The sequence below is a fragment of the Streptosporangium sp. NPDC000509 genome, assembly GCF_042898365.1.
GTDB lineage: Bacteria > Actinomycetota > Actinomycetes > Streptosporangiales > Streptosporangiaceae > Streptosporangium.
The window spans coordinates 58,249-82,546 of the sequence record NZ_JBIAYX010000008.1; the positions used below are offsets into that span (position 1 = coordinate 58,249).

A 24,298-nucleotide genomic window follows, 5' to 3' on the forward strand; every position below is an offset into this window, starting at 1 on the left:
CGCGTACCCCGGAGGTGCCGATCCGTCGGAACGCGGCCGGTGCGGGAGGACTCAGCTGATCTCGTCGCCCCAGCCGTCGTGCCGTGCCCTGGCCAGCTCGTTCTCCATCTCCTCAAGCTCCCGCATGAACCCCTGGAACCCCCGCGGGCCCAGACGGCGCCAGACGAGCAGCTGCAGGGAGCGTGTCTCCTCGTCGACGAGCGGCTCCTGGTGAGGCGGCGACGTCAGCAGCTCCTGGGCCTGGCGCTCCGCGGCCTGGAGTTCTTCGGCGGTGAAGCGGATGCCGTGCTCGTGTTCCAGCAGCCGGATGTGCGGGTCGTTGCGCAGTCTCTGGTCCCGGGCGCGCCGGGCGCGCCGAGCGGCGAGCTCGTCGTGGACGTGCGCGCCGGAAACCTGGTGCGGCGTGTCGGCCGGACGTGGAGTCATCGTGGGGTTCGCCTCCGTCAGCGCGGTTCCTTTTTCTGGAACCTCTGCTAGAAACGACGCCCGAAAGGCGCCGGAGGTTGTCGATTTCTCCCCCGAAGCCCCGGACGGGCGGGCGCGGTGCCCAGAACGGTGCCCTCGACGGCCTTGACGTGAGCTTGACTTGAGAATAATTTTCACCCAGAAGAACTCTGATGAAAGGAATGCTTGTGGCCGCAGGCGCGCTCGGACGCATACAGACCGAGACACCCGCGCTGCCCGAGGCGCTGCGCCGGGTGGGGGAGGCGATCCTGGCCGACCCCGCCGAGGCCGCGCGATCGACGATCATCACGCTCGCCGAGCGGAGCGGCAGCTCGCCCGCCACGGTGACCCGCTTCTGCAGGGTGTTCGGCTTCGCCGGGTACGCCGGGCTGCGCGTCGCCCTCGCCACGGAGAACGGGCGTGCCGCGCAGGCCAACTGGGACGCGGGGGTGGGCCACGAGATCGGTCCCACCGATCCGCTCGACGCGGCGATCGGCGTGATGGCCGCCGCCGACTCCCGGCTCATCCAGGAGACCGCCGCCCAGCTCGACGTGGGCACCGTCGCCACGGTCGCCGACGCCATCGTCGCGGCCCGCCGCGTCCTCATCTTCGGGGTCTCCACCAGCGGGGCGGTCGCCGTGATGATGGGCGGGCGGCTGCGCCGCATCCGGATCCCCTGCTGGAGCCACGCCGACGCGCACGAGGCGCTCGCCGACGCCGCGCTGCTCGCCGAGGGCGACGTCGCGATCGGCATCTCCCACCAGGGCCGCACCCGCGAGGTGCTGGAGTCCCTCGGCGAGGCGGGGGACCGGGGCGCGCTCACCGTCGCGGTCACCTCCTTCGCCCGCTCCCCGCTCGCCGAGCTGGCGGATCAGGTGCTGACCACCGCGAGCCGCGAGACCACCTTCAGGCTGGGCGGCCTCGCCGCCGTCCACTCCCAGCTCTTCGTCCTCGACACCGTCTATGTCGCGGTCGCGCAGCGCACCTACGAGCAGACCAACGAGGCCTTCGAGTTGACGATCAGGGCTCTGGAGAGCCATCGCGTGGAGAGGAGCTGACCGTGCGGATCGGTGCTGCCGAGTACGTTCACGAGGTCAAGGCACTGGTGGACGAGGTTTCCGGCACCCAGCAGGAGGCGGTGGGGGCCGCGGCGGCGCTGATCGTCGAGTCCCTGCGCGGTGGCGGTGTGATCCAGGCGTTCGGCTCCGGGCACTCCGAGGCGATCGCGATGGAGATCGCCGGACGCGCGGGCGGCCTGGTGCCCAGCAACCGCCTCGCCCTGCGCGACGTCGTCCTGTACGGGGACGCCCCGGTCGCCACCCTGCTGGGAGCACCCGGCGAGCTGGAGCGCGACCCCTCGGTCGCCCGGCGGATCTACGACCTGGCTCCTGTCCGTCCCGAGGACGTGTTCGTGCTGATCTCCAGTTCAGGGGTGAACGGATCGGTGGTCGAGCTCGCCTCGATCGTCAAGGAGCACGGGCACCCCCTGATCGCCCTGACATCGGTGCGGCACAGCACCGCGATGACCTCCCGCCACCCCTCGGGCCGCAAGCTCCTCGACCTCGCCGACGTGGTGCTCGACAACCGCGCCCCGTACGGCGACGCGGTCCTGCCGCTCCCGGACGGCGGCACGTTCGGTGCGGTCTCCACCATCACCTCGGCGCTGCTCGCCCAGATGGTCGTGGCCGAGGTGGTGCGCGACCTGAGTGAGGCGGGCCTCACCCCGCCGATCTACCGCTCCGCCAACGTGACCGGCGGTGACGAGCACAACCGCGCCCTTGAGAACCGCTACGCCGGAAGGATCCGGCGAGGTGCCTGAGCACCGCCCCTCACTCCCAGGCCACTTCCAGGAGGAAGCATGACCCAGCTATCCAGGCGCGAGCTCCTGCGCGCCGCCGCCCTGGCCGGTCTCACCGTGCCGGCCCTGTCCGCGTGCGCCACCCCCGCGGGCAACGGCGGCGCCGCCTCCTCGGCACCCGTCGTCGGGGCCACCAGCGCGGCCAACCCGCTCGGCCTCGTCGAGGACAGGCCCCTGGAGGTCTGGATCTTCGACGGTGGTTTCGGCGACGCCTACGCCACGGACGTCCACGAGCCGCTGCTCAAGACGAAACACCCCAACCTGGAGATCAGTCACAACGCCACCAAGGAGATCGCGAAGACCCTCCAGCCGCGCTTCGCCGGCGGCGACCCGCCGGAGTTCGTCAACAACTCCGGCGCCAACGCGATGGACTTCGGCGCCCTCGTCCAGGACGGCCAGCTCACCGACCTCACACCGCTGTACGACGCGCCGAGCTGGGACGACCCCGCCGTCAAGGTACGCGACACGATCGATCAGAACGCCATCGAGCTGGGCAGCTACGACGGCACGCCGTACGTCCTCAACTACGCCAACACCGTCTGGGGCATCTGGTACTCACGAAAGCTCTTCGAGGCCGAGGGCTGGCAGGTCCCCAAGACCTGGGCCGACTTCCTGGCCCTGTGCGAGACCATCAAGAAGTCGGGCAAGATGGCGCCCTTCACCTACGCGGGCAAGCACCCGTTCTACATCTACGAGGCCATCCTCACGCTCGCCGCGAAGATCGGCGGCAAGGACGTGCTGAAGAACATCGACAACCTCCAGGACGGCGCCTGGAAGGCCGAACCGGTCAGGCAGGCCGCGGGGGCCTTCGTCGAGCTCGGGGCGAAGTATCTGCTCCAGGGCACCGCGGGGCTCGACCACGTGCAGACCCAGACGGCGCACAACAAGGGCCAGGTCGCGATGCTGCCCTGCGGCTCCTGGCTGGAGAACGAGCAGAAGGACTCCACTCCAGAAGGCTTCGACTACGCGATGTTCGCGCTCCCCGACTTCGGCACCTCCGACGCCCTGCCGTACGGCACCCTGCACGCCCAGCCGGGCGAGGAGTACGTCGTCCCCGCCAAGTCGGCCAACCCCCGCGCGGGCCTTGAGTACATGCGCGCCATGCTCTCCAAGGAGGGCGCGGGCAGGTTCATGGAGATGGTCTCCACGCTCACGGTCGTCAAGGGCGCCGACGCGGGCCGCACCCTCCAGCCGGGACTGAAGAGCGCCTCGGCCGCGCTGGAGGCGGCGGGCGACAACGCCGTCTGGTTCCTGTTCCGCAAGTGGTACGTCGAGCTGCACGACGAGGTGGCCGCCGCGACCGGGCAGCTCATGGCGGGCAAACTCACCGTCGACCAGTGGGCGGACCGGGCGCAGAAGAAGGCGGACGCCATCAAGAAGGACGCCTCGGTGAAGAAGTTCAGCCGATGACGGCGGCAGGCGACGGGGCGCCCGGGGGCCGGCCCGTCGCTCACCGGGCACCGGTCCTGGGCCGTTGCCTCGGTGGTGTGACGACGCCGGGGAAACGGTAGGCCGGCGATGGACCACGGCAGGACACGGTTCGTCGCGGGGTTCCTCGCGATCCCGTTGACGCTCTACCTGATCTACGTGATCGCGCCCTACGCGCAGGCCTTCTACATCGCGTTCACCGACTGGCGCGGGGTGAACGCGACCCCGCGCCTGGTGGGGCTGGAGAACTTCCGGCGGCTGCTGGCCGACACCGTGTTCTGGCAGGCGGTGAGCCACAACCTGGTCCTGCTCCTCCTGCTGCCGATCCTCACACTCGGGATCGCGCTCTTCTTCGCCTTCCTGCTCAACGCGGGCGGGCGGGGCGGCACCGGGGGCATCTGGGGGTCGAAGTTCTACCGCGTGGTGTTCTTCTTCCCCCAGGTGCTGGCCGTCGCCGTGGTCGCCGTACTGTTCCAGCAGGTCTTCAGGCCCGACCGCAGCGGCATGCTCAACGCGCCGCTCATCGCCCTGGGCTTCGAGCCGATCGGTTTCCTGTCCAGCACCGACGTCGCCTTCTGGTCGATCCTCGCCGTGCTGGTCTGGCAGGCGGTCGGCTTCTACGTCGTGCTCTTCTCCGCGGGCATCGCCTCCATCCCGCGCGACCTCTTCGAGGCGGCGGCGATCGACGGCGCCGGAGGGCCCTCGCTGTTCCTGCGGGTCACGCTGCCGCTGCTGTGGGACACCATCCAGGTCGGCTGGGTCTATCTGGGCATCGCCGCGCTGGACGTCTTCGCCATCGTGTGGGTGATGACGGCCGAGCACGGCGGCCCCGACCACTCCACGACCGTGATGGCGGCGGAGATCTACCGCACCGCCTTCCAGTACTTCAAGTTCGGCTACGCCTCCGCGATGGGCGTGGTCCTGTTCTTCTTCACCATCGGGTTCGCGGCGCTGGCCCTGCGCCTGTCGCGGCGTGAGCGGATCGAGTTCTAGTGGCCGACGTCGTGACTTCCCCGAGCAGGGCGTTCGCCCGCGAGGAGCGCAGGCGGCGCCTGGGGCCCCTGTCGGCCCTGACGCACGTCGCGCTGCTCGTCTGGACGGTTCTGGTCGTCGTGCCGATCGTGTGGACGTTCCTCGCGTCGGTGAAGAGCGAGGACGAGATCTTCGGCGACGCCTGGTCGCTGCCCGCCCACCTCCGCCTCGACAACTGGGCCCGCGCCTGGGAGCAGGCGCACATCGGCCAGTACATGATCAACAGCATCGTCGTGGTGGCCTTCGGCACCCTGGGCACGATGCTGTTCGGCTCGATGGCCGCGTACGTGCTCGCCCGCTACCGCTTCCGGGGCAACCGGTCGATCTATCTGCTCTTCGTCTCCGGCCTCGCCTTCCCGGTCTACCTGGCGCTGACCCCGCTGTTCTTCGTCGTGCAGAACATGGGGGCGGTCCCGGTGATCGGCCCGTTCATCGGCCTGAACACGCACGGCGGGCTGGTGCTGGTCTACATCGCCTACTCGCTGCCCTTCACCGTCTTCTTCCTCGCGGCCTTCTTCAGGACGCTGCCCGGAGCGGTGGCCGAGGCGGCCTTCGTGGACGGGGCCTCGCACGCCCGGGTGTTCTTCCAGATCATGCTGCCGATGGCCAAGCCGGGCATCGTGAGCGTGACCATCTTCAACGTGCTCGGCCAGTGGAACCAGTATCAACTGCCCCTCGTCCTGCTCAACTCCGACCGGGACAAGTGGGTGCTCACCCAGGGCATCGCCGACATCTCCACCGCCGCGGGCTACGACGCCGACTGGTCGGCCCTGTTCGCCGCCCTCAGCATGGCCATCCTGCCGATGCTGATCGTCTACACGATCTTCCAGAGCCAGATCCAGAAGGGCCTCACCGCCGGCGCCCTCAAGTAGGACACCCGGTCGCCTCCCGCAGGAACCATCTCCGTGACACTTCGGCATCGTTGACGCTCTCGTATAACGAGAGTTATCGTCAACTATATGAGAGCATCAGCTCCCGAACTCATGCCCATCTTCCGATCACCTCTTCAGGCCCGCCTTCTGACACGCCTGTTCCTGGCCGCCGACGAAGAATTCACGATCACCGATCTGGCCGACCTCCTCGGTTCTCCGCTTCCCACGGTCCAGCGGGAGGTGCATCGCCTCGTGCGCGCCGGTCTCCTCAGGGAGCGCAGAATCGGCAGGGCGCGGCTTGTCAGAGCCAACGCCGAGGCCGCCGCCTCACGGCCGCTGGCGCAACTGCTGGCCGTCACCTTCGGTCCTCCCGCGATCATCGCTGAGGAGTTCGCGTCGGTGTCGGGGATCGAGCGGCTCGTCATCTTCGGCTCCTGGGCCGCGCGTTATCACGGACACTCCGGCCCTCAGCCCAATGACGTCGACCTCCTGGTCATCGGCTCCCCCTCCCGGGGGGACGTCTACGACGCGGCGGAGCGAGCCGAGCGCCGTCTGGGCATTTCCGTGAATCCGGTGTTACGGAGCGTATCCGCGTGGGAGTCTGGCGACGAAGGCCTGCTCCGCGAGATCGCGAACGGGCCGACGGTAACCGTGGAGGTCTAGGGGGAACTCGGCAGTGCAGTGGACCATCGGGGAAGCCGCGATCCGCAAGCTTCTCGACGATCGTGAGCTCCAACGGGTTCCCCTGGCCGATCACATGGCCGAGTCGATGCTCGAATCGGCGCGAAGCCATCTCGAATCGGTGGAGTTGATCCGTGACACCGATCCCGACGGTGCCTACACCCTCTGCTACGACGCCGCGAGGAAGGCATCAGCGGCGCTTCTGCCGGTGGCCACATCGCCCTCAGGGAGGCTGTCACGGCCCAGTTCGGGCAGACCAGGGAAGGTGCTTCGCTCCGTCGACTCGATCATATGCGGCGAAGAAGGAATGTCCTCGAATACTCCGGCCAGCCCAGCGAGGCGGTCACCGGCGCCGAACTCGACGAGGCGACCGCGTGGACCGCTGAGATCATTGACTTCTGCGAACGTCTCGTGTCGAAGCTCGATCTCTTTCCGCAGGGGTCGGTCCACCGAAAGTGATCATCGACATCGTCGTTCTGCCGTGAAACAGGCATATTCGGGCTTGGGCAACATGGGGCGCGGTCTTCCCAGGAGAGCCATGACGGCGCGTATCGGGTCTATCGGTTGGGGAGATTTTTCAGGGCCTCTCGGCGGCTCAGGCCGCTGATACGGGTGTGGTCGACGTAGCGGACGACCTCGTCGGGGTTGGTCTTGGCGTACTCGCGCAGGGCCCAGCCGATCGCCTTGCGGGCGAAGAAGTCGTTGTCGGACAGGCTCGGCTCGATGCAGGCGTACAGCAGGCCGGTGTCGGTGGCGGACTTGAAGCGGTTCTGGCTGAGGATGGCCGTACGGCGCTTCCACAGGTCGGTGCCGCGGGCCCAGCGGAGCATGAGCGGGCGCATGGTGTCGGGGAAGGCCGCGAGCAGGCCGCCGACGCGGTGGATGGCGAGCTCGTCGACGTAGTCCCACCAGGCTCCGGTGACGATCATCTCCTCGTACATCGGCAGCGCGTCGAGCGTCTGGAAGGAGCGGTAGAGGCGGAAACCGGTCAGCTCGATCGCCGCGTAGCGCTCCTCGCGGTATTCGGCCCCGCGCCACAGGGTCAGCGTCGCCTCTCGCCACGCGGACGCCTCGTCGACGGGATAGTCGGCGAAGACCCGCTTCAGCGCGGCGCGGCGGGGCGCGGCCTGCACGCCGAGAAACGGCATCGACGACCTCATGTAGGTCTGCATCACCGGAGCCTTGGCGGGATCGGCCACGTCGGTGAGCGCCATTCGTACGGCCTTCTGCAGAATCTCCACGCTGCCCACCACTTCCCGTTCGCTTCGCGGACGCTTGATTCTCACAGGCCGCGCCGCCCGCCGCGCCGGTTCCGTGGGCGTTATTCGTTCTGGCTACTTCGCTCGCCGGTCGCCAGGCCGTCGAACAGGATGGTGATGTAGTGCTCGGCGAGGCCCGCCGTGTTGAGACGGCCCCCCGGGCGGAACCAGCGCACCGTCACCCAGATGGTGTCGCGGATCATGCGGTAGGTGAGCTTGGGGTCGACGTCCGCGCGGAGCAGGCCGGCGGCCTGGCCGAGCTTGATCTGCCCGACCCACATGCGCTCGACCTCCTCCTCGGCCCTGACCAGGTAGTCGAAGCGGTCGCCGGGGAGCGACCTCAGGTAACTCCAGTCGTTCTGCATGACGGTGATCGCGGCGCGGTGGGGCTCCAGCGTGCCGAACCCGATGCGCACCATCTCTGAGAGGATCGTGCGGGGGTCGCCGTCGCGGTCCAGGGCGGCGCGGTAGCGGCCGACGAGGTCGTCGAGGAAGGTGGTGAGCACCTCGTCGACGATCGTCTCCTTGGAGTCGAAGTGGTGATAGAGGCTTCCGGACAGGATGCCCGCCTCTTCCGCGATCTCCCGGACGGTCGTCGCCTGGAAGCCCTTGCGTGCGAAGAGCTCGGCGGCGAGTTTGACGAGATGGTCACGGCGCTCCGAGGCGGGGCCCGATGTGGCCGCGCGTCTGGTCCCGCTCTGGCGCCTGACCGGGGTCGTGGTCGCGCCGCCGGAGTTCTTTCGCGTGTTCACGCCCCCATTATGAGCCCTTGCGCAATCGCTTGTTCACCGGAACGCGCCAGCTCATCCCGGTTATCTCCCGCGACCGAACGCTCACCGCATTTGTCGCCGGACGGGTCCCGCCGGGCGCGGGACCTCTCGTTCTCCGCCCGCCTATCAGCGGACCTTCGGCTCGTCCATCGTCGCGATCCGCAAAATCCTGAGCGGAAGCCCTATGGTCAGCCCACTAGCAATTAGGAAACTTTCCTATTAGATTTGCGCAGAGCCACCGTGGGAGCGCTTTCCCCGGAGGTCCGGTGACAACGCGGTGCCTGCGCGTTCCCGGCAGGGACGCCGACCGGTCGTCAGGCGAGGAGGGGTGAATGAAGCGCGGCCCAGAGCTGCTCCGTCTGGCGGAGACGGTCGTCTTTCCCGGGTTCGAGGGCAAATCGCCGCCGGACTGGATCCGACGCCGGATCGGCGAGGGACTGGCCGGAGTGGTGCTCTTCTCCAGGAACATCGCCACCCCCTCCCAGGTCGCCGAGCTCACCGCCGTACTCCGAGGGGAGAACCCCCAGGTCCTCGTCGGCATCGACGAGGAGTCCGGCGAGGTCACCCGCCTGGAGGCCGCGGGCGGGAGCACCCGGCCCGGCAACTTCGCCCTCGGCGTGGTCGACGACACCGACCTCACCGAGGAACTCGCCGCCGACCTCGGCCGCGACCTCGCCCTCGCCGGCGTCAACCTCAACTTCGCCCCCTCGGCGGACGTGAACTCCAACCCCGACAACCCGGTCATCGGCCTGCGCTCCTTCGGCGCGGACCCCGACCTCGTCGCCAGACACACCGTGGCCTGGATCCGCGGCATGCAGTCGGCGGGAGTGGCGGCCTGCGCCAAGCACTTCCCCGGCCACGGAGACACCTCCGTCGACTCCCACCACGGCGTGCCGCTCGTCGCCGCCACCCCCGAGGAACTGCGCGAGGTGGCGCTGCGGCCCTTCCGCGCCGCCGTCGAGCAGGGAGTACGCACGGTCATGACCGGGCACCTGCTCGTCTCCGCCCTGGACCCCGCGATGCCCGCCACCCTCAGCCGCCCGGTCCTGCACGACCTGCTCAGGGTCCAGCTGGGCTTCGAGGGCGTCGTCGTCACCGACGGCATCGAGATGGCCGCCGTCTCCGGCCCCTACGGCATCGGCGGTGCCTCGGTCCTCGCCGTCGCCGCGGGTGCCGACGCGATCTGCGTGGGCGGCGAGCACGCCGACGAGGAGACCGCGATCGGGATCCGCGACGCGATCGTGGACGCCGTGATCGAGGGCAGGCTCTCCGAGGAACGGCTCGCCGACGCCTCCCGGCGCGTCTGCGAACTCGCCCTCTGGAGCACGGCCACCCGTCGGAGCGCGTCGGCGGGCTCCGGCACCCCGTCGATCGGCCTGACCGCCGCCCGACGAGCCCTGCGGATCACCCGCCGCTCCGCGACCGCGCCCATCCCGCTGTCCGCACCGCCGCACGTTGTCGAACTCGCCCCCGAGATGAACCTCGCCATCGAGAAGGACACTCCGTGGGGCGTCGGGGAGCCGCTCGGCAAGCTCCTCCCCGGCACCACGGTCACCCGGCTCACCGCCTCCGGCGCCACCGGAGGCGCCATCGAGTCCGCACTCGCCGCGGCGGCCGAGCGCCCTCTCGTCGTGGTCGTCCGCGACGCCCACCGCCACCCCTGGCAGGCCGACGCGCTCCTGCACCTGCTGGCCGCCCGCGCCGACGCGGTCGTGGTCGAGATGGGACTGCCGGGCCGCTCCGACCTCGGCGCCGTCCACATCGCCACCCACGGCGCCTCCCGCGTCTGCGGCCAGGCCGCCGCCGAACTCCTCGCCGGGGATCAGGGCACGGCCTGAGCGGGAGCGCTCCCACCGACCACGACGGCCCCGGAGCGCCGTGGCCTCGCGGACCGCGGGACCTCTTGGACCACAGGGCCTTCCGGAGTCTCCGGAAGGCCCTGTGGTCTCCCGGAGCAGGGGTTGAGAATTCTGTCGGTGGGGGCTGCTTGAATCGCGGCATGAATGCGGCACGGTTGCTGACAGAGCAGCGGGAGATCCACGGGGTCGATCTGGCGGGGCTCTCGCTCAGCGATCATCTGACCGGTGAAGGACCCTACGTGTTCAGGGAGTGCGATCTCACCGGCGCGGACCTCGCCGGGGCGTCGCTGGTGGAGGCCTCGTTCGAGAAGTGCGTGCTGGAGCGGGCCGACTTCCGCCGCGCGGACCTGGACGGGGCACGCTTCTCCGGCGGCGGGGGAGCAGGGCTCAGGTTCACGAACGCCGAGCTGGTCGACGCGACCTTCACCGACGTCGACCTGTCCGGCGCGCGCTTCGAGTTGGCCCTGCTCACCGACGTCACCTTCACCGGTTGCCGCATGATCGGCGCGGTGCTGTCCTCCTGCCGGGGCACCGGCTACCGGTTCGACGGCTCCAACCTGGCACTGGCCGACCTCACCGGCTGCTCGATGCGAGGTCTCCACCTGCGGGGCGTCCGCTTCGACGACGCCAACCTGTCGGGCTGCGACTTCACCAAGAGCGTGTTCGAGGACTGCCGCATGATCGGCGCCCGCACCGTCGAGACGGTCTTCACCAAGGCGGACCTGCGCGGCGCCGACCTCGGCGAGGTCGACGACACCCGGCTCCGCTCGCTACGCGGAGCGATCGTCAGTCCCACCCAGGCCGCCCTGATCCTCGCCTCCCGGGGCCTGACCGTGGGCTGACGGAGGCTCACCGCAGACCAGACACACCGGCCCCAACCGGCCGGCCCACCTCGATCGCACTCACCTGGAGCCGTGACACCCGACCCTTGTCGAGCGGGAATCGGTGAACCTTGACCAGACGCTGCTGCCCCCGAAACCCGACAGGGGGTCGACCGTGCGCACCTAACGAACGCCTGGACTTCCGGCTTCGTCAGAGCTATCTGCGCTATCTGCTCGCATTGAAGCTCTCGGCTCCCAATACATTCAGAAGGGCGAGAATCTCGGCGTCACGGGATCCCGGTGGCGCGCTGTAGAGCACGAGGTTCTGGTCACGGTCGGCGAGCGTGAGCGAGTCGCAGTCGACGGTGACCTCTCCGACGACCGGGTGACGGAAGGTCTTCGTGAGCGTCGGCGCGGCCTGCACGTCGTGCCGCTCCCAGAGCCGGGCGAACTCGGGGCTGCCGTCGCGGAGCTCGTCGACGAGTTCTATCACCGCGGGGTCGGACGGGTACCGGGCGAGGGCGGATCGAAGTCCCATGACGACGTGGTGCCGGAACTCTGTGGCGTCGGAGACCCCGTACAGCGCCGCGTCGGCGTGCGCCGATCCGAAAAACGCCTTGCGCGCGAGGTTACGGTCCTTGGGGTCGAGTGTGGAGAAGTCCTCCATGAGCGCGGCCATGAGGTCGTTCCACGCGAGCACCTCGAACGCGGCGGATGTCACGAAAGCGGCCGTCTGCGGCAGCCGTTCGAGGAGCGCGAGGATGCTCGGGCGGACGTCGCGCCGGTGCAGTCCGCTACGGCTTGGCGCGGTGCCCGCCAGAACATGAAGGTGATCGGACTCGGCGTCGGTCAGCCGCAGCGCGCCGGCGATCCCGGAGAGGACCTCGCCGGACGGGCGTGGCGCCCTGCCCTGCTCAAGCCGGACGTAGTACTCCGTGGAGATGTGCGCGAGGACCGCCACCTCCTCACGGCGAAGACCCGGTGTCCGGCGTCGCGAGCCCGAGGGCAGGCCGACATCACGCGGCTGGAGCCGCTCGCGGCGGCTCCGGAGGAAGGCTCCGAGCTCCTGCTTGTCCATACTCCCAGTCTGCACGCCGCGCGGCGGCCGATCCTGGTACTGCCTGTGCCTGTATCCGGCCTGGTGGCCGACCTGACACTGCCGTCATGACGAACACCATCGACATCGCACCCATCGGCCTGCTCACCGGCAAGGTCGTGTTCATCACCGGTGCCAGCCGCGGCATCGGGGCGGCGGCGGCCCGGCTCTTCGCCTCCGAGGGGGCCGCCGTCGTGCTCGCCGCCCGCAGCACCGATGCCCTCCAGCGGATCGTCACCGAGATCCGTGCCGACGGCGGCGTGGCGGACGCCGTGACAGTGGACCTCGCCGACCGGGAGAGCTCCGCGCGGCGATCGACCACGTCGAGAAGCTGCACGGTCGGCTCGACGGCGCCTTCAACAACGGCGCGGCGATCCAGCAGCCCGGGCCGCTCGACACGACGAGCGACGAGGACATCGAGCAGCAGTTCGCGGTGAACTTCCGCGCGCACTGGACCGCGATGACAGCCGAGGCCACGCTCATGCGCCGGGGCGGTGGCGGGGCGATCGTCAACACCTCGAGCATCGGCAGCCGCCGCGCGAACCCGGAGCTCCCCGCGTACGGCGCGATGAAGCGCGCGCTCAACAGCATCACCGAGACCGCCGCCGTGACCTGGGGACGGCAGGGGGTCCGCGTGAACGGCATCACCCCCGGCGGCACCGCGACGCAGATGATCGACGAGTGGGAGGCGGTGTCCCCGGGGGTCGTCGAGCGCATCAACGCGAGCATCCCGCTCGGCCGGATGGCCGAGCCTCGCGAGGTCGCCGAGGTGGCGGCGTGGCTGCTCAGTGACCGGGCCTCGATGGTGACCGGCGCGATCGTGCCGGTGGACGGCGGCGCCGGCGCCTGAGTTCGAACCAATCCGTGATTCGAGCGGTTACCGAGACCGGCTCTCCAGGGCCAGGCCGGTTCGAAGGGGAGGTATCGCCTGCGTCGTCCCGCCAGGTGACGCAGGCCAAGCCCGGCTCATAGTCGGCACACCCCGCAAGACGTGCCCCTCGTGCACTTCACAAGGCCGGACCTGACGGCGCATCTCCGGCGTCCGGCCTACCGGGGAAACCCCAGGCCGCCTTCACCGTGAGGAAAGGGAGGCGTGTCCTGATCAGAAGGGCTGTGCCCGAGCCGGAACCAGACGGCCCCGCCTGCTTCGTCGTCGCGATCGGTGCCCCAGGCGCAGGCCAGACGGTCCACCCAGCTCAGGCCGCGCCCGCTGAGACTGTCGTCGTCGGTTGTCCGGATCGCGGGCACGCTGGTCGCCGAGCCGTCGTCGATCACCTCGATGTGGATCAGGTCGTCGCCCACCCCCACCCTGACCGTCACCAGCCCGCCGGGCCTGGCCGAGTCGCTGTGCAGGACGGCGTTGGTGACGACCTCGCTGATCAGCAGTTCGAGCGTTTCCAGTCTTTCAGCGGACGCGTGGCCCTCTAGAAGCTCCAAAGCCCACCTACGAGCCGCCCCCGCTGATTGCGCGATGCCGGGAAACTCCCGCTGACCCACGATCCGCAGCCCGTCCCAGCGCCCGGCCGCCGTATCCACCGCACCGGAGACGTCCTTCTCCGGCGCGCTCACGCGGTCACCGCCGACGCGACCATGTCGGCCGCGTTGTCGGCCTCGGCCCAGATCCAGTCGCGTCGCCAGACCCTCGACCACCAGGGACGCCAGACGAAGACCCAGCCGCAGGTGCGGCGAACGACCTGGATCCGAACCCGCACCCCACCAGGAGACATGATCTCCAGCACCGGCGCCCCGCCGACGGGGACGACCAGCGAGGTGGACACCCCAAGCCCTCGCAGACCCCAGCCGAGCCGCACGAGATGGATGTACTGCACTTGCTGCGAATCACGCTCTCGCGCCGGTATCTCCATCACCCCACCACTTCTGTAGTCGTTCGATTACACTCCGATAAGCTACCTCGGGTCGTATGTTCTTGGTAGTTACCTAAGGAAGTTTCCAAAGATAGTTTTCGGACGTAAGACCTCCAGGAAGGTGCGGTCATGGCTGCCGACACGAGTCCCACCGTCCGCAGGCGTCGCCTGGCGTCGGAGTTGCGCCGGTTGCGCGTCGAGCGCGGTCTGTCCATGCAGGAGGTGGCCGAGCGCATGGATCTGACGGCGGCCTCGGTCAGTCGGATCGAGACGGGCCGCCGGGGCATCCGGCCACGAGATTTGCGTGCGTTCCTCGACATGTACGAGGTCCCCGAGGTCGACAGGGAGCCATTGATGGCCCTGTCCAGGGAAGCGCGGCAACGGGGATGGTGGCAGAACTACGGGGACGTACTGCCTGGCGAGTACGCGACGCTCATCGGCCTCGAAGCCGAGGCGGCATCCGTCAGGACCTATCAGCAGACGCTGGTCCCCGGTCTACTGCAGACCGAGGAGTACGCGTGGGCGGTTGTCGCGGCTACTCGCCCCGGAGACGCGGAAGAGGAGATCGAACGCAGGGTCTCCGTGCGTATGGAGCGTCAGAAGCGACTCGCGGACGACCACCCGCTGGAACTATCCGTGGTTCTCGGAGAAGGGGTGGTGCGTCAGCACATGGGAACAACCGAGATCACTGCCACTCAGCTCAAATACCTTGCCGAAGTCGGCCGGCGACCCAACATCATGATCCAGGTCCTCCCTTACCGGGCCGGGGCGCATCAGGCGATGACCGGATCATTTAACATTGTGGGCTTTCCTGCTCCGAGTGACCTGGACGTCATCTATCTGGAGAACATGTCCAGCGGGCTGTACCTGGAGGACAGCGCTGACGTCCGACGCTACGTCGCAGTGTTCGACTACCTCAGAGCGGCGGCACTCAGTCCGGCGGATACGGCGGTTATGCTGATGAACGCGTCAAACAACCTGGTGTGAGTGTCCAGCGGAAGGGCCGTGCGATGTCCAACCCGGTAGACCCGACCAAAGCCATGTGGCGAAAGAGTTCGCTCAGCGGAGGCAACGGAGACTGCGTCGAAGTCGCGGACCTGGGCGATGCAGTGGCCGTCCGGGACTCCAAGGACCCCGAAGGCCCCAAGCTCGTCTTCGCCCGTAACGCCTGGACAGCATTCGTGACCGACCTGAAAAACGGTGCTTAGGCTGTAGCGCAACCAGGGTTCTATAACGGGCTGGTCCGGCCGACCCCCACTCTGGCATGCAAGGCTCATTTGCCGTCTTCCGCTTCTCGGAACCCGATCCGGATGTTGTGTATCTCGAAAGCATGGCTGGTGATCTTTTCATGGAGGCCGAGGTTGAGATCAAGCGATACAACCTGATTTTTGACTACCTCCATGACCTCGCCCTCAGCCTGGAAGCCTCACACGAACTGGCTGCCGACTTCGCATGGAAGACCTGATATTAGGAGGCGGGATGATCGCACCCGATCTGTCCCTCGCGAAATGGCGTAAGAGCAGCCGTAGCGGGGGCAACGGCCAGTGCGTCGAGGTGGCCGGCAACCTCGTTGGCATCGTGGCCGTCCGCGACAGCAAGAACCCGAACGGCCCCGCGCTGATCTTCTCACCCGGCGACTGGCGTGGTTTCGTCAACGGCATCAAGGACGGCGAGTTCGACAACTTGATCTAAGGCCATGCACACCAGCCTTGGGCAGGCCGGTCAGGTGCTCGACAGGGGGAGGTGGTGCTTAGGCCGTAGCGCAACCAAAGTTCCACAGCGGGCCGGTCCGGTCGGCGTCTTTCGCCTGCTCCGACGACATCGACCATGTTGCCCGTACCTGATCGACCCTGAAGTGGTGCGTGAGATACGCGTCAGCTACGGCGGTCGACTCTGGGCGGTCCCGTCGCGAGGGCTTCAGCATCGGAGAGCAGGCTGGGCGGCCGGAGAGTGAGCGACTACGGTCCGCACACGGTACGGCGAGGTGGGGGAGCGCGGAGGTGGGTGGGTGTTCCGGCCGGCGTATAAAAGCCCGCAACCGTCGCGCCCGAGCAGGCCGGAGGCCTGAAACACCGGGGAGCAACTGAGACGGCCGGCCGGAGCACCCACCCACCGGAGCGCGCACCTCGGATCAGCCGGAAACAGTCGCAGCACACACCCAACCCACCCGCCACCCAAGAACCACGACCCAGACCGGCCCGCAGCCGACAACGCGGCCATAGGTAAGGTGCCTTATGTCCAATTGATGCTGACATAAAGGGATGCCCCATGCCTGCTTCCGCGGCGTACGTGACCTTCACGGATCCGGACAAGATCGATGACGAGAAGGGAATCGCCGTCGCCGCCTGGGCCGACCAGGGGATCACCGGTCACATCGTGCGCTGGGACGACCCCGAGGTCGACTGGGCCGCGTTCGACGCCGTCGTGGTCCGCACCGCCTGGGACTATGTGACGAGGCGGGCGGAATTCCTCGACTGGGCGCGCCATGTGGAGTCCGTCACCCGGCTGCTCAACCCGGCCGCCGTACTGGAACGCAACACCGACAAGGTCTATTTGAAAGACCTGAAGGCGCCGATCATCCCCACCTTCTGGGTCGCGCCGGGCGAGGCCGCGGACCTCCCGCACCTCGACGAGTACGTGGTCAAGCCGTCGATCTCGGCCGGAGCCCGCGACACGATCAGGACCACGGACCGCGCACTGGCCGAGGAGCATGCCGCCAAGCTGGCCGCCAACGGCCGGACCGCGATGATCCAGCCGTACCTGGACATGGTCGAGGGCGAGGGGGAGACCTCGCTGCTCTACTTCGGCGGCCGGTTCAGCCATGCCGTCCGGCGCAGCCCGATGCTGACCGAGAACGCCACCAGGCCGGGACAGGGCGACGGCCACGGGGAGCTCCGTACCCCGGACCCCGACCAGTTCGCGCTCGCCGAGCAGGTGCTCGGCGAGTTTCCCGAACTGCTCTACGCCCGGGTGGACCTGGTCCGGCTGGCCGACGGCAGCCCGGCGCTCATCGAGATCGAGCTCGCCGAGCCCTACCTGTTCCTGTGCTACGCGCCCGACGCCGCCGCGAACCTGGCGACCGCCCTGGCCAAGGCGATCTGACCGATCGCGTTGGTGTGGACCCATAACGCTCCTGTTCAACGGCTCCGGACCACATTCCTCCGGTGCTTCGAAGCCGGAAATGCTCCAAGGTCCGATGGCGGAGGGCTACGCGCAGCCGGAGATGCCGCCGTCGACGGGGATCACGGTCCCGGTGAGGTAGGCGCCGGCGCGTGAGGACAGGAAGATCGCGGTGCCGGCCATGTCCTCCGGGCTGCCGATCCTGCCCAGCGGGACGTGCGAGGCGACGGCCGCGCGCATCGCCGGGTCGTCGAGTGCGAAGGCCATCATCTTCGACTCGAACGGCCCGGGAGCGATCGCGTTGACCGTGATCGACTCTCCCGCGAGCCGCTGGGCCAGGTGCCGGGTGAGCATGTGCACGGCCGCCTTCGCCGCAGAGTAGGCGTAGTTCTCCATCGCGGGCACCCGGAGACCGTCCACCGAGCCGATGTTGATGACCCTGGCCGGGTCCTCCGGGCTCGCGGCGGCGCGCAGCAGCGGCAGGAACCGCTGGGTGAGGTGGAAAACGCCCTTGACGTTGATCCCCCAGAGTTTGTCGAAGGCGTGCTCGGGATACTCCTCCAGTGGCGCTCCCCAGGTCGCCCCGGCGTTGTTGACCAGCACGTCGAGCCGCGACTCCCGCTCCGCGACCGCCTCGAACAGCGTGGACACCCCCTCCTGCGTGGACAGGTCTGCGGGGATCGCGGTGCACCCCAGCTCGGCGGCCGTCTTGCCGACCTCGGCCGCCTTGCGTGAGGAGATGTAGACCGTGGCCCCCGCGTCGACGAACCCGGACGCGATCATCCGGCCGATTCCCCGGGATCCGCCGGTGACGACGACCGTCTTGCCTTCCACCGAGAACAGAGTCATGTTCCGCAGCATGCCGCACCCCGCCGACCTCGTCCATACCAGCCGGTCGGTGCAGCGCATCGGCCGCCCTTTTCTCGAATAAAAATCCCTTTTGTCGACATTCGTCCCAGGGAATCTGAAAAATAATGTCGCCAAATAAAACGAGAGTGAAACAATCTTCCACCGCCCGTTGACACGCGCTGTTTGTATGGTGTGCCTTCGTTGTCAGGGAGTCACCGATCCGGAGGTGGGTACGGCATGCTCAGAAGGGGTGCGCGCCTGGCGGCGCTGAGCCTGGGACTGTCAATGGCACTCTCGACAACGGCACTTCCCATGGCGCACGCCTCACCCCCGGAACCCTCGGAACCCTCGGAACACCTCCCGTCGTCTCCAAGGCACTTCCCCCCACTTCCTGAACGCCCTCCCTCTCCCCAGCCCCTCACGCTCTCCGCCGCGGGGGCGTCGCAGTCGCAGTCGCAGCCACAGCGGCAGAAGAGGATCGTCCGGCTGGGCGCGACGCAGAGCGTGGACTCGATGAACCCGTTCCTGGCGGTCCGGGTGGTCTCCACGTCGATTCACCGCTGGATGTACGGCTTCCTCACGGTGCCCGACTCCAAGACCCTGAAGCCCAGCCCGGACCTCGCCGAGTCGTGGGAGACCTCACCGGACAAGCTGACCTGGACCTTCACCATGCGTGCCGGAGCCACCTGGTCGGACGGCAGGCCCGTCACCGCCCAGGACGCCGCGTGGACCTTCAACAAGATCATGACGGATGACGGGGCCAAGACGGCCAACGGCCCCGCCGTGGAGAACTTCGACACCGTGACCGCGTCCGACGACCGGACCTTGGTCATCACCACCAAAAAGCCTCAGGCATCGATGCTGGAGCTGCCGATCCCGATCATGCCCAAGCACGTCTGGGAGAGCGTCCCCGACATCGGCACCTACGAGAACGAGACCTACCCCGCCGTCGGCAGCGGCCCCTACATCACCGTCGAGCACAGGAAGAACGCCTATGTGAGGCTCAAGGCCAACCCGTCGTACTGGCGCGGCGCCCCCGGCATCGACGAGCTGCACGTCGTCTTCTACGAGAATCCCGAGGCGGCGATCGCCGGTCTGAAGAAGGGCGACATCGACTGGATCGGCCGCCTGCAGGGCCCGCAGTTCCAGGCTCTCGCGAACGACGCGAACATCACGCAGTGGAACACCCAGGGTCGCCGGGCCGCCTACCTGCAGTTCAACCCGGGCGCCGCGACGGCCGACGGCGAGCCGATCGGCGACGGGCACCCCGCGCTGAAGGACGTCAGGGTGCGCCGGGCCATCCACCACGCGATCGACAAGAAGACCCTCGTCGAGCAGGCGCAGAACGGTCTCGCCGTACCGGCGGACGGTTCGATCGTCCCGCCGATGTACCAGGAGTTCTTCTGGAAGGCCGAGGGCGAGGCGGCCGTCGCCTTCGACCTGGCGGAGGCCAACCGCATCCTCGACGAAGCCGGCTACACCAAGGGCGCGGACGGCATCCGCACCATGCCCGACGGCGGACGCAGGCTGGAGATGCGCTTCAGCATCCACACCGACGAACCCGTCGAGGACAAGATCGCCCAGTTCCTCACCGGCTGGCTGAAGGACATCGGCATTCAGGTCACCACCCGCAAGCTCGACTCCAACAAGTTCACCGAGGAGACGGGCAGCACGGCCCTCTACGACATCGCGATCAGCGGCTGGTCGGTCAACCCGGACCCGGAGGAGATCCTCGCCACCCACCTGTGCAGCCGCAGGCCCACCGCGAGCGGCCAGGGCGGCGGCACCGAGTCGTTCTTCTGTGACAAGGAGTACGAGCGGCTCTACCAGGCCCAGCTGGCCGAACTCGATCGGGCCGCCAGGGTCGAGCTGATCAAGCGGATGCAGGAGCGGCTCTACACCGAGGCCCCCGTCGTCGCGCTCTACTATCCCAACAACCTGGAGGGCTACCGCAAGGACCGGATCGCCGCCATCACCCCGATCCCCGAGGACAGGGGCATCCTGTACGGCGGGAGCAGCTACTGGCCGGTCTACTCGCTGCGTGCGGTGGAGCGCGTCGCCGCCCCGGCCGGGAGCGGTTCGGGAACCGGCACCGTGGTGGCCGTCGCGGCGGCCGTTGTACTGGCTCTCGGCGCCGGAGCTTTCCTCCTGCGGCGCCGCCGCGCCTCCGTCGACGACCGCGAGTAGCAGCCGATGCTCACAACACCGCGGGAGACGAGGGACGGCACCGAGGAGGGCGGTGCCCGCCGGGCCGTGGTCCGCTACGCGCTGGGCAAGCTCGGCGGGGCGCTGCTCGGCATCGGGCTGGTGATCGTCGCGACGTTCTTCCTGTTCCGCCTGATCCCCGGCGACCCGACCATCGCCTACACCCGCGACGTGCCCGTCACCCCCGACCAGCTCGCCCTGCTCAGACGGCAGATGGGCCTGGACCGGCCGCTGGGCGAGCAGTTCCTGGACTTCGTGCTGCGAACCCTGCGGCTGGATCTCGGCACCTCGTACGAGTACCGCAGGCCGGTCGCCGAACTCATCGGCGAGCGGGTGGGGCCCACACTGCTGCTGGTGGGCACCGGGCTCGCCGTCGCGGTCGGCCTGGGCATGTGGCAGGGCACGAGGGCCGCCTGGCGGCACGGAGGGCGGTTCGACCGCCTCTCCACGGGAACCGCGCTCACCCTGTGGTCGGTGCCGACCTTCTGGCTGGGGCTGCTGCTGCTCATGGTCCTCGCCGCGGGGGCAGGCCCGATACCCGGCCTGTTCCCCACCCGGGGCATGCGGGACGTCGACGCGCCCGACGGGCCGCTCTACCTCCTGCACGTCGCCCACCACCTGGTGCTGCCGTGCCTCACCCTGGTCGCCGTCGTCTACGCGCAGTACCTGCTGGTCATGCGCTCCTCGCTGCTGGACGAGATCGGCCAGGACTACGTGACCACCGCCCGCGCCAAGGGGTTGCGCGACGACGACGTGCGGCGGCGCCACGCGGTGCCGAACGCGCTGCTGCCGACGGTGACCCTGGTGTTCATGCAGATCGGCTTCGTGGTCGGCGGCGCGGTCTCGGTGGAGTTCGTCTACTCCTGGCCCGGCCTCGGCCTGCTGTTCGTCGAGGCGATCAGGGGACCCGACTACGCGGTCATGCAGGGGACCTTCATGCTCGTCTGCGTCGCGGTGATCGTCATGAACACGCTGGCCGACGTGGTCTACCACGTCCTGGACCCGAGGGTGAGGTCGGCGTGAGCACGAAAAAAGAGGACACGAGAGGCAGGCGGGCAGGCGAGGCGGCCTCACCGGTAACCGCCGATGGAGCCGCCATGACGTCGCCGACCGCCGATGACGACTCCGCGACTCCGCGCACGATCGCCAGGACGCGCCGCCGCGCCGCGTTCGCGCGGTTCCGCCGCGCGTACGGCCGCGACAGGGCCGGGTTGTACGGCGCGGCGATCCTGCTGATCGCCGTCCTGGCGGCCCTCGTCACGCCGCTGGTCACCGACCCGTCCGGCCTGGACGTGACCAGGGCGACGGGCGCCAAGATGGCTCCGCCGAGCGCCGGCTTCCCGCTCGGCACCGACGAGTCCGGCCGCTCGGTCCTGCTCATGCTCCTGTGGGGCGCGCGGGTCTCGCTGCTCATCGGGTTCATGTCCGCGCTGCTCAGCATGGTGATCGGTACGGTCTTCGGCATCGCCTCCGGGCACTTCCGAGGCTGGGTCTCCGCCGTGCTGATGCGCGTCACCGACTGGTTCCTGGTGCTGCCCGCCCTGGTCCTCGCCCTGGTGCTCGCGGCAGTACTCGGCGGCGGCACCTCCACGATCATCCTGGCGATCGGGGTGACCTCGTGGGCCTCCACGGCGAGGCTGATCCGGGCGCAGACGCTCGCGGTCGAGGCGAGGCCCTACATCGAGAGGTCCAGGGCGCTGGGCGCCGGGCACTGGCACGTGATGACCCGGCACGTGCTGCCGAACGTCGCCCCGCTGGTCCTGGCGAACACCACCCTCACGGTCGCCGGCGCGATCGTCACCGAGTCCACCCTCGCCTTCCTCGGCGCCGACTCCGGCCAGGTGTCGTGGGGCGGCATGCTGCGCGCCTCCTACGACTGGGGCGCGGCCACCTCGGGCGCCTGGTGGTACGTGCTGCCGCCGGGGCTGTGCATCATCCTGGTCGTCCTGGCGTTCACCCTCTGCGGGCGCGCTCTGGAGACCGTACTCAACCCACGTCTTCGGGGGGTCTCGTGACCGTACTCGACCGATGGTCTCCGGAGGTCTCGTGAGCCTGCTCGAACTGCGCGACGTGGCGGTGACCTACCGGAGCGCGACCGGAGACGTCCCCGCGGTGCGCGGGGTCTCACTCGGACTGGCGGAGGGCGAGGCCCTCGGCGTGGCGGGGGAGTCGGGGTCGGGCAAGTCGACGCTCGCCATGTCGCTGCTGCGGCTGTTGCCGAAGAACGCGCTGGTGTCTGGGGAGATCCTGCTGGACGGCGAGGACGTGCTCACGATGAGCTGGGGGCGGCTGCGCGCGGTCCGGTGGGCGTCGGCCTCCCTGGTCTTCCAGGGGGCACAGCACGCCCTGAACCCGGTGCGCAGGATCGGCGACCAGATCGCCGAGCCGCTGCGGGTGCACGGCATGGCGACCGGCGCGGCGGCGCGGCGCAGGACGGCGGAGCTGCTGGAGCAGGTCGGCCTGCCCGCCTGGCGGGCAGGCGGCTACCCGCACGAGCTGTCCGGCGGGCAGCGCCAGCGCGTGATGATCGCCATGGCGCTCGCCTGCTCCCCGCGCCTGATCATCGCCGACGAGCCGACCACCGCGCTGGACGTGATGATCCAGGCGCAGGTGCTCTCGCTCATCCGCTCGCTCATCGCCGAACACGGGATCGGCCTCATCATGATCTCTCACGACCTCTCGGTCCTCGCCGCGACGTGCGACCGGCTGGCGGTGATGTACGCGGGCCGCGTGGTCGAGTCCGGTCCCTCGCGCGAGGTCTTCCTGGACGCGAGGCACCCCTACGGCCACGCGCTGGCCGAGGCGTTCCCCACCGTCGGCGACCCGGCCTCCAGGATGGCGCCGAGAGGACTGGGCGGTGACCCGCCCGACCCGGCTCACCTGCCCGCGGGCTGCTCCTTCCATCCCCGCTGCCCGGTCTCGCTCGTCTCGTGCGCGTCGGAGCCGGTCGAACTCAGGGTCGTGGGCCGTACCGGGCCGGGTGGCGCCGAGGTGCCGCACACCGCCGCGTGCGTCCACGTCCCCGAGGAGGCCCGATGACCCCGCCGGAAACGCGGAGCGCGGAGTTCGTCGTCCGCGTCCTGTGTTCCCGAGGAGGCCCGATGATCCCGCGCGACGCGTGTGTCCACGGCGTCCCCGAGGAGGTCCGATGACCCTGCTCGAAGCGCGGGACCTGCGCGTGGAGTTCGTCTCGCGCGGGCGCCGCGCCCGCGCGGTGGACGGGGTGAACCTCGCCGTGGGCGAGGGGGAGATCGTCGCGCTGGTCGGCGAGTCCGGTTGCGGCAAGACGACGCTGGCTCGCACCCTGCTCGGCCTGGAGCGGCCCGCCTCGGGGGCGGTCCGGTACGGCGGGGCACCGCTGGCCTACTCCTCACGCGCGCTGCGGGCCCACCGGCGCGAGGTGCAACTCGTGCTCCAGGACCCCACGGGATCGCTCAACCCCCGGCACACCGTCTACGAGGCGGTGGCCGAGGGACCGCGCATCCACCGGCTGCCCGCGGAGGCGGACCGGGTCGCCTCCGCGCTGTCGCGCGCCGGGCTGCGCCCCCCCGAACGGTTCTTCGGCCGCTACCCGCACGAGCTGTCCGGCGGCCAGCGCCAGCGCGTCGTCATCGCGGGAGCCCTCGCGCTGGAGCCCAGGGTGCTGGTCGCCGACGAGCCGGTGGCCTCGCTGGACGCGTCGGTACGCGGCGAGATCCTCGCCCTGCTGCTCCGCCTCCGCGACGAGTTCGGCCTGGCGGCGCTGGTCGTCACCCACGATCTCGGGCTCGCCTGGAACATCGCCGATCGTGTCGCGGTGATGTATCTCGGCAGGATCGTCGAGGCCGGACCCGTGGAAACGATCCTCACCGCGCCGTCGCACCCGTACACCCAGGCATTGCTCTCGGTCCTGCCGGAGTCGCCGTCACCCGTGGTGCTGGGCGGCGAGCCGCCGGACCCGACCCGCGTCCCGCCGGGCTGCCGCTTCCATCCGCGTTGCCAGGTCCTCGCCTCGGGCGCGGCGGCCGAGGCGGGGGTCGACGGGTTGTGCGCGTCACGGCCGCTGCCCGTCCTGCCCTCCTCGGCCGAGGCCCAGGTCGCCTGCCACCACGCCGAGGCCCGCCGAGGGGCGGAGGTCGAAAACGGGAGACGGTGACCGG

Annotated in this window: 25 protein-coding genes and 2 pseudogenes; 19 read left to right on the plus strand and 8 right to left on the minus strand. The window is 69.2% G+C overall.

Annotation, left to right across the window (positions count from 1 at the left end):
• Positions 1-51 precede the first annotated feature (51 nt).
• Positions 52-426 carry a hypothetical protein gene (locus ACFY3D_RS16180; protein WP_362898679.1) on the minus strand — a complete coding sequence of 125 codons (375 nt, stop codon included), beginning with the start codon at positions 424-426 and terminating at the stop codon, positions 52-54.
• Between the two features lie 191 nt (positions 427-617).
• On the opposite strand from ACFY3D_RS16180, the gene ACFY3D_RS16185 reads away from it, so the two are divergent.
• The 6 genes from ACFY3D_RS16185 to ACFY3D_RS16210 all read left to right on the plus strand — a co-directional run bounded on the left by ACFY3D_RS16185 (position 618) and on the right by ACFY3D_RS16210 (position 6,297).
• Positions 618-1,502, plus strand: coding sequence for a MurR/RpiR family transcriptional regulator (locus ACFY3D_RS16185; RefSeq protein ID WP_389980135.1), 885 nt, complete (start codon positions 618-620; stop codon positions 1,500-1,502).
• A 2-nt stretch (positions 1,503-1,504) separates the two neighbouring features.
• Complete coding sequence (locus ACFY3D_RS16190) at positions 1,505-2,263, plus strand: SIS domain-containing protein (protein ID WP_350944771.1); 759 nt, start codon at positions 1,505-1,507, stop codon at positions 2,261-2,263.
• A 39-nt stretch (positions 2,264-2,302) separates the two neighbouring features.
• Positions 2,303-3,712, plus strand: a complete 1,410-nt coding sequence (ngcE, locus tag ACFY3D_RS16195; protein ID WP_389980137.1) for an N-acetylglucosamine/diacetylchitobiose ABC transporter substrate-binding protein — start codon at positions 2,303-2,305, stop codon at positions 3,710-3,712.
• Positions 3,713-3,820: 108 nt separating this feature from the next.
• A complete protein-coding gene (locus ACFY3D_RS16200) occupies positions 3,821-4,723 on the plus strand; it encodes a carbohydrate ABC transporter permease (protein WP_389980139.1) in 903 nt (300 codons plus the stop codon).
• Positions 4,723-5,634: a carbohydrate ABC transporter permease gene (locus tag ACFY3D_RS16205; RefSeq protein WP_389770095.1), complete on the plus strand. Its 912-nt coding sequence runs from the start codon at positions 4,723-4,725 to the stop codon at positions 5,632-5,634. Before ACFY3D_RS16200 ends, ACFY3D_RS16205 begins: the two co-directional genes overlap by 1 nt.
• An 87-nt stretch (positions 5,635-5,721) precedes the next feature.
• Complete coding sequence (locus ACFY3D_RS16210; RefSeq protein WP_389980141.1) at positions 5,722-6,297, plus strand: helix-turn-helix domain-containing protein; 576 nt, start codon at positions 5,722-5,724, stop codon at positions 6,295-6,297.
• 186 nt (positions 6,298-6,483) lie between these two features.
• Here ACFY3D_RS16210 and ACFY3D_RS16215 read toward each other — a convergent pair whose 3' ends face one another.
• The 3 genes from ACFY3D_RS16215 to ACFY3D_RS16225 form a co-directional block, all read right to left on the minus strand.
• Positions 6,484-6,765 carry a hypothetical protein gene (locus tag ACFY3D_RS16215; protein ID WP_389980143.1) on the minus strand — a complete coding sequence of 94 codons (282 nt, stop codon included), beginning with the start codon at positions 6,763-6,765 and terminating at the stop codon, positions 6,484-6,486.
• Between the two features lie 107 nt (positions 6,766-6,872).
• On the minus strand, positions 6,873-7,556 hold the full coding sequence (locus tag ACFY3D_RS16220) for a DNA alkylation repair protein (RefSeq protein ID WP_389770091.1): 684 nt from the start codon (positions 7,554-7,556) through the stop codon (positions 6,873-6,875).
• Positions 7,557-7,636: 80 nt separating this feature from the next.
• On the minus strand, positions 7,637-8,326 hold the full coding sequence (locus tag ACFY3D_RS16225) for a TetR/AcrR family transcriptional regulator (protein ID WP_350944762.1): 690 nt from the start codon (positions 8,324-8,326) through the stop codon (positions 7,637-7,639).
• A gap of 350 nt (positions 8,327-8,676) precedes the next feature.
• On the opposite strand from ACFY3D_RS16225, the gene ACFY3D_RS16230 reads away from it, so the two are divergent.
• Together ACFY3D_RS16230 and ACFY3D_RS16235 are read left to right on the plus strand one after the other, a co-directional pair.
• Positions 8,677-10,182: a glycoside hydrolase family 3 protein gene (locus ACFY3D_RS16230; RefSeq protein WP_389980145.1), complete on the plus strand. Its 1,506-nt coding sequence runs from the start codon at positions 8,677-8,679 to the stop codon at positions 10,180-10,182.
• 161 nt (positions 10,183-10,343) lie between these two features.
• A complete protein-coding gene (locus ACFY3D_RS16235; protein ID WP_389980147.1) occupies positions 10,344-11,045 on the plus strand; it encodes a pentapeptide repeat-containing protein in 702 nt (233 codons plus the stop codon).
• A gap of 205 nt (positions 11,046-11,250) precedes the next feature.
• Here ACFY3D_RS16235 and ACFY3D_RS16240 read toward each other — a convergent pair whose 3' ends face one another.
• The gene (locus ACFY3D_RS16240; protein WP_389980149.1) at positions 11,251-12,102 is read right to left on the minus strand and encodes a helix-turn-helix transcriptional regulator; all 852 of its coding nucleotides are present in this window, start codon (positions 12,100-12,102) and stop codon (positions 11,251-11,253) included.
• Between the two features lie 86 nt (positions 12,103-12,188).
• Here ACFY3D_RS16240 and ACFY3D_RS16245 point away from each other — a divergent pair.
• Positions 12,189-12,970: pseudogene (locus ACFY3D_RS16245) on the plus strand (SDR family NAD(P)-dependent oxidoreductase).
• A 197-nt stretch (positions 12,971-13,167) separates the two neighbouring features.
• Here ACFY3D_RS16245 and ACFY3D_RS16250 read toward each other — a convergent pair.
• On the minus strand, positions 13,168-13,689 hold the full coding sequence (locus tag ACFY3D_RS16250) for an ATP-binding protein (protein ID WP_389980151.1): 522 nt from the start codon (positions 13,687-13,689) through the stop codon (positions 13,168-13,170).
• Positions 13,686-13,949, minus strand: coding sequence for a hypothetical protein (locus ACFY3D_RS16255; protein WP_389980153.1), 264 nt, complete (start codon positions 13,947-13,949; stop codon positions 13,686-13,688). Before ACFY3D_RS16255 ends, ACFY3D_RS16250 begins: the two co-directional genes overlap by 4 nt.
• Positions 13,950-14,114: 165 nt before the next feature.
• Between ACFY3D_RS16255 and ACFY3D_RS16260 the strand changes: the two genes are divergently transcribed.
• The 5 genes and pseudogenes from ACFY3D_RS16260 (at position 14,115) to ACFY3D_RS16280 (ending at position 17,087) form a co-directional block, all read left to right on the plus strand.
• Positions 14,115-14,972 (plus strand): helix-turn-helix domain-containing protein, encoded by an 858-nt coding sequence (locus ACFY3D_RS16260; RefSeq protein ID WP_389980155.1) that lies wholly within the window; start codon positions 14,115-14,117, stop codon positions 14,970-14,972.
• A 23-nt stretch (positions 14,973-14,995) separates the two neighbouring features.
• Entirely contained in the window at positions 14,996-15,193 is a 198-nt protein-coding gene (locus tag ACFY3D_RS16265; RefSeq protein WP_389980157.1) for a DUF397 domain-containing protein, read from the plus strand.
• Between the two features lie 50 nt (positions 15,194-15,243).
• Positions 15,244-15,450, plus strand: a pseudogene (locus ACFY3D_RS16270) (Scr1 family TA system antitoxin-like transcriptional regulator); the annotation flags it as partial.
• Positions 15,451-15,464: 14 nt separating this feature from the next.
• Complete coding sequence (locus tag ACFY3D_RS16275) at positions 15,465-15,677, plus strand: DUF397 domain-containing protein (RefSeq protein ID WP_389980159.1); 213 nt, start codon at positions 15,465-15,467, stop codon at positions 15,675-15,677.
• Positions 15,678-16,253: 576 nt separating this feature from the next.
• Positions 16,254-17,087 (plus strand): RimK family alpha-L-glutamate ligase, encoded by an 834-nt coding sequence (locus ACFY3D_RS16280; protein ID WP_389980161.1) that lies wholly within the window; start codon positions 16,254-16,256, stop codon positions 17,085-17,087.
• Between the two features lie 105 nt (positions 17,088-17,192).
• Here the strand turns inward: ACFY3D_RS16280 and ACFY3D_RS16285 are convergent, their stop codons facing one another.
• Positions 17,193-17,954 (minus strand): SDR family oxidoreductase, encoded by a 762-nt coding sequence (locus ACFY3D_RS16285; RefSeq protein WP_362920823.1) that lies wholly within the window; start codon positions 17,952-17,954, stop codon positions 17,193-17,195.
• Between the two features lie 513 nt (positions 17,955-18,467).
• On the opposite strand from ACFY3D_RS16285, the gene ACFY3D_RS16290 reads away from it, so the two are divergent.
• The 5 genes from ACFY3D_RS16290 to ACFY3D_RS16310 all read left to right on the plus strand — a co-directional run bounded on the left by ACFY3D_RS16290 (position 18,468) and on the right by ACFY3D_RS16310 (position 24,294).
• Complete coding sequence (locus ACFY3D_RS16290) at positions 18,468-20,141, plus strand: ABC transporter substrate-binding protein (RefSeq protein ID WP_389980163.1); 1,674 nt, start codon at positions 18,468-18,470, stop codon at positions 20,139-20,141.
• Positions 20,142-20,147: 6 nt separating this feature from the next.
• Positions 20,148-21,182 carry an ABC transporter permease gene (locus tag ACFY3D_RS16295; RefSeq protein ID WP_389980165.1) on the plus strand — a complete coding sequence of 345 codons (1,035 nt, stop codon included), beginning with the start codon at positions 20,148-20,150 and terminating at the stop codon, positions 21,180-21,182.
• 74 nt (positions 21,183-21,256) lie between these two features.
• Entirely contained in the window at positions 21,257-22,174 is a 918-nt protein-coding gene (locus tag ACFY3D_RS16300) for an ABC transporter permease (protein WP_389980167.1), read from the plus strand.
• A 13-nt stretch (positions 22,175-22,187) separates the two neighbouring features.
• Positions 22,188-23,198, plus strand: coding sequence for an ABC transporter ATP-binding protein (locus ACFY3D_RS16305; protein WP_389980169.1), 1,011 nt, complete (start codon positions 22,188-22,190; stop codon positions 23,196-23,198).
• 109 nt (positions 23,199-23,307) lie between these two features.
• On the plus strand, positions 23,308-24,294 hold the full coding sequence (locus ACFY3D_RS16310; protein WP_389980171.1) for an ABC transporter ATP-binding protein: 987 nt from the start codon (positions 23,308-23,310) through the stop codon (positions 24,292-24,294).
• The last annotated feature ends 4 nt before the right edge of the window (positions 24,295-24,298 follow it).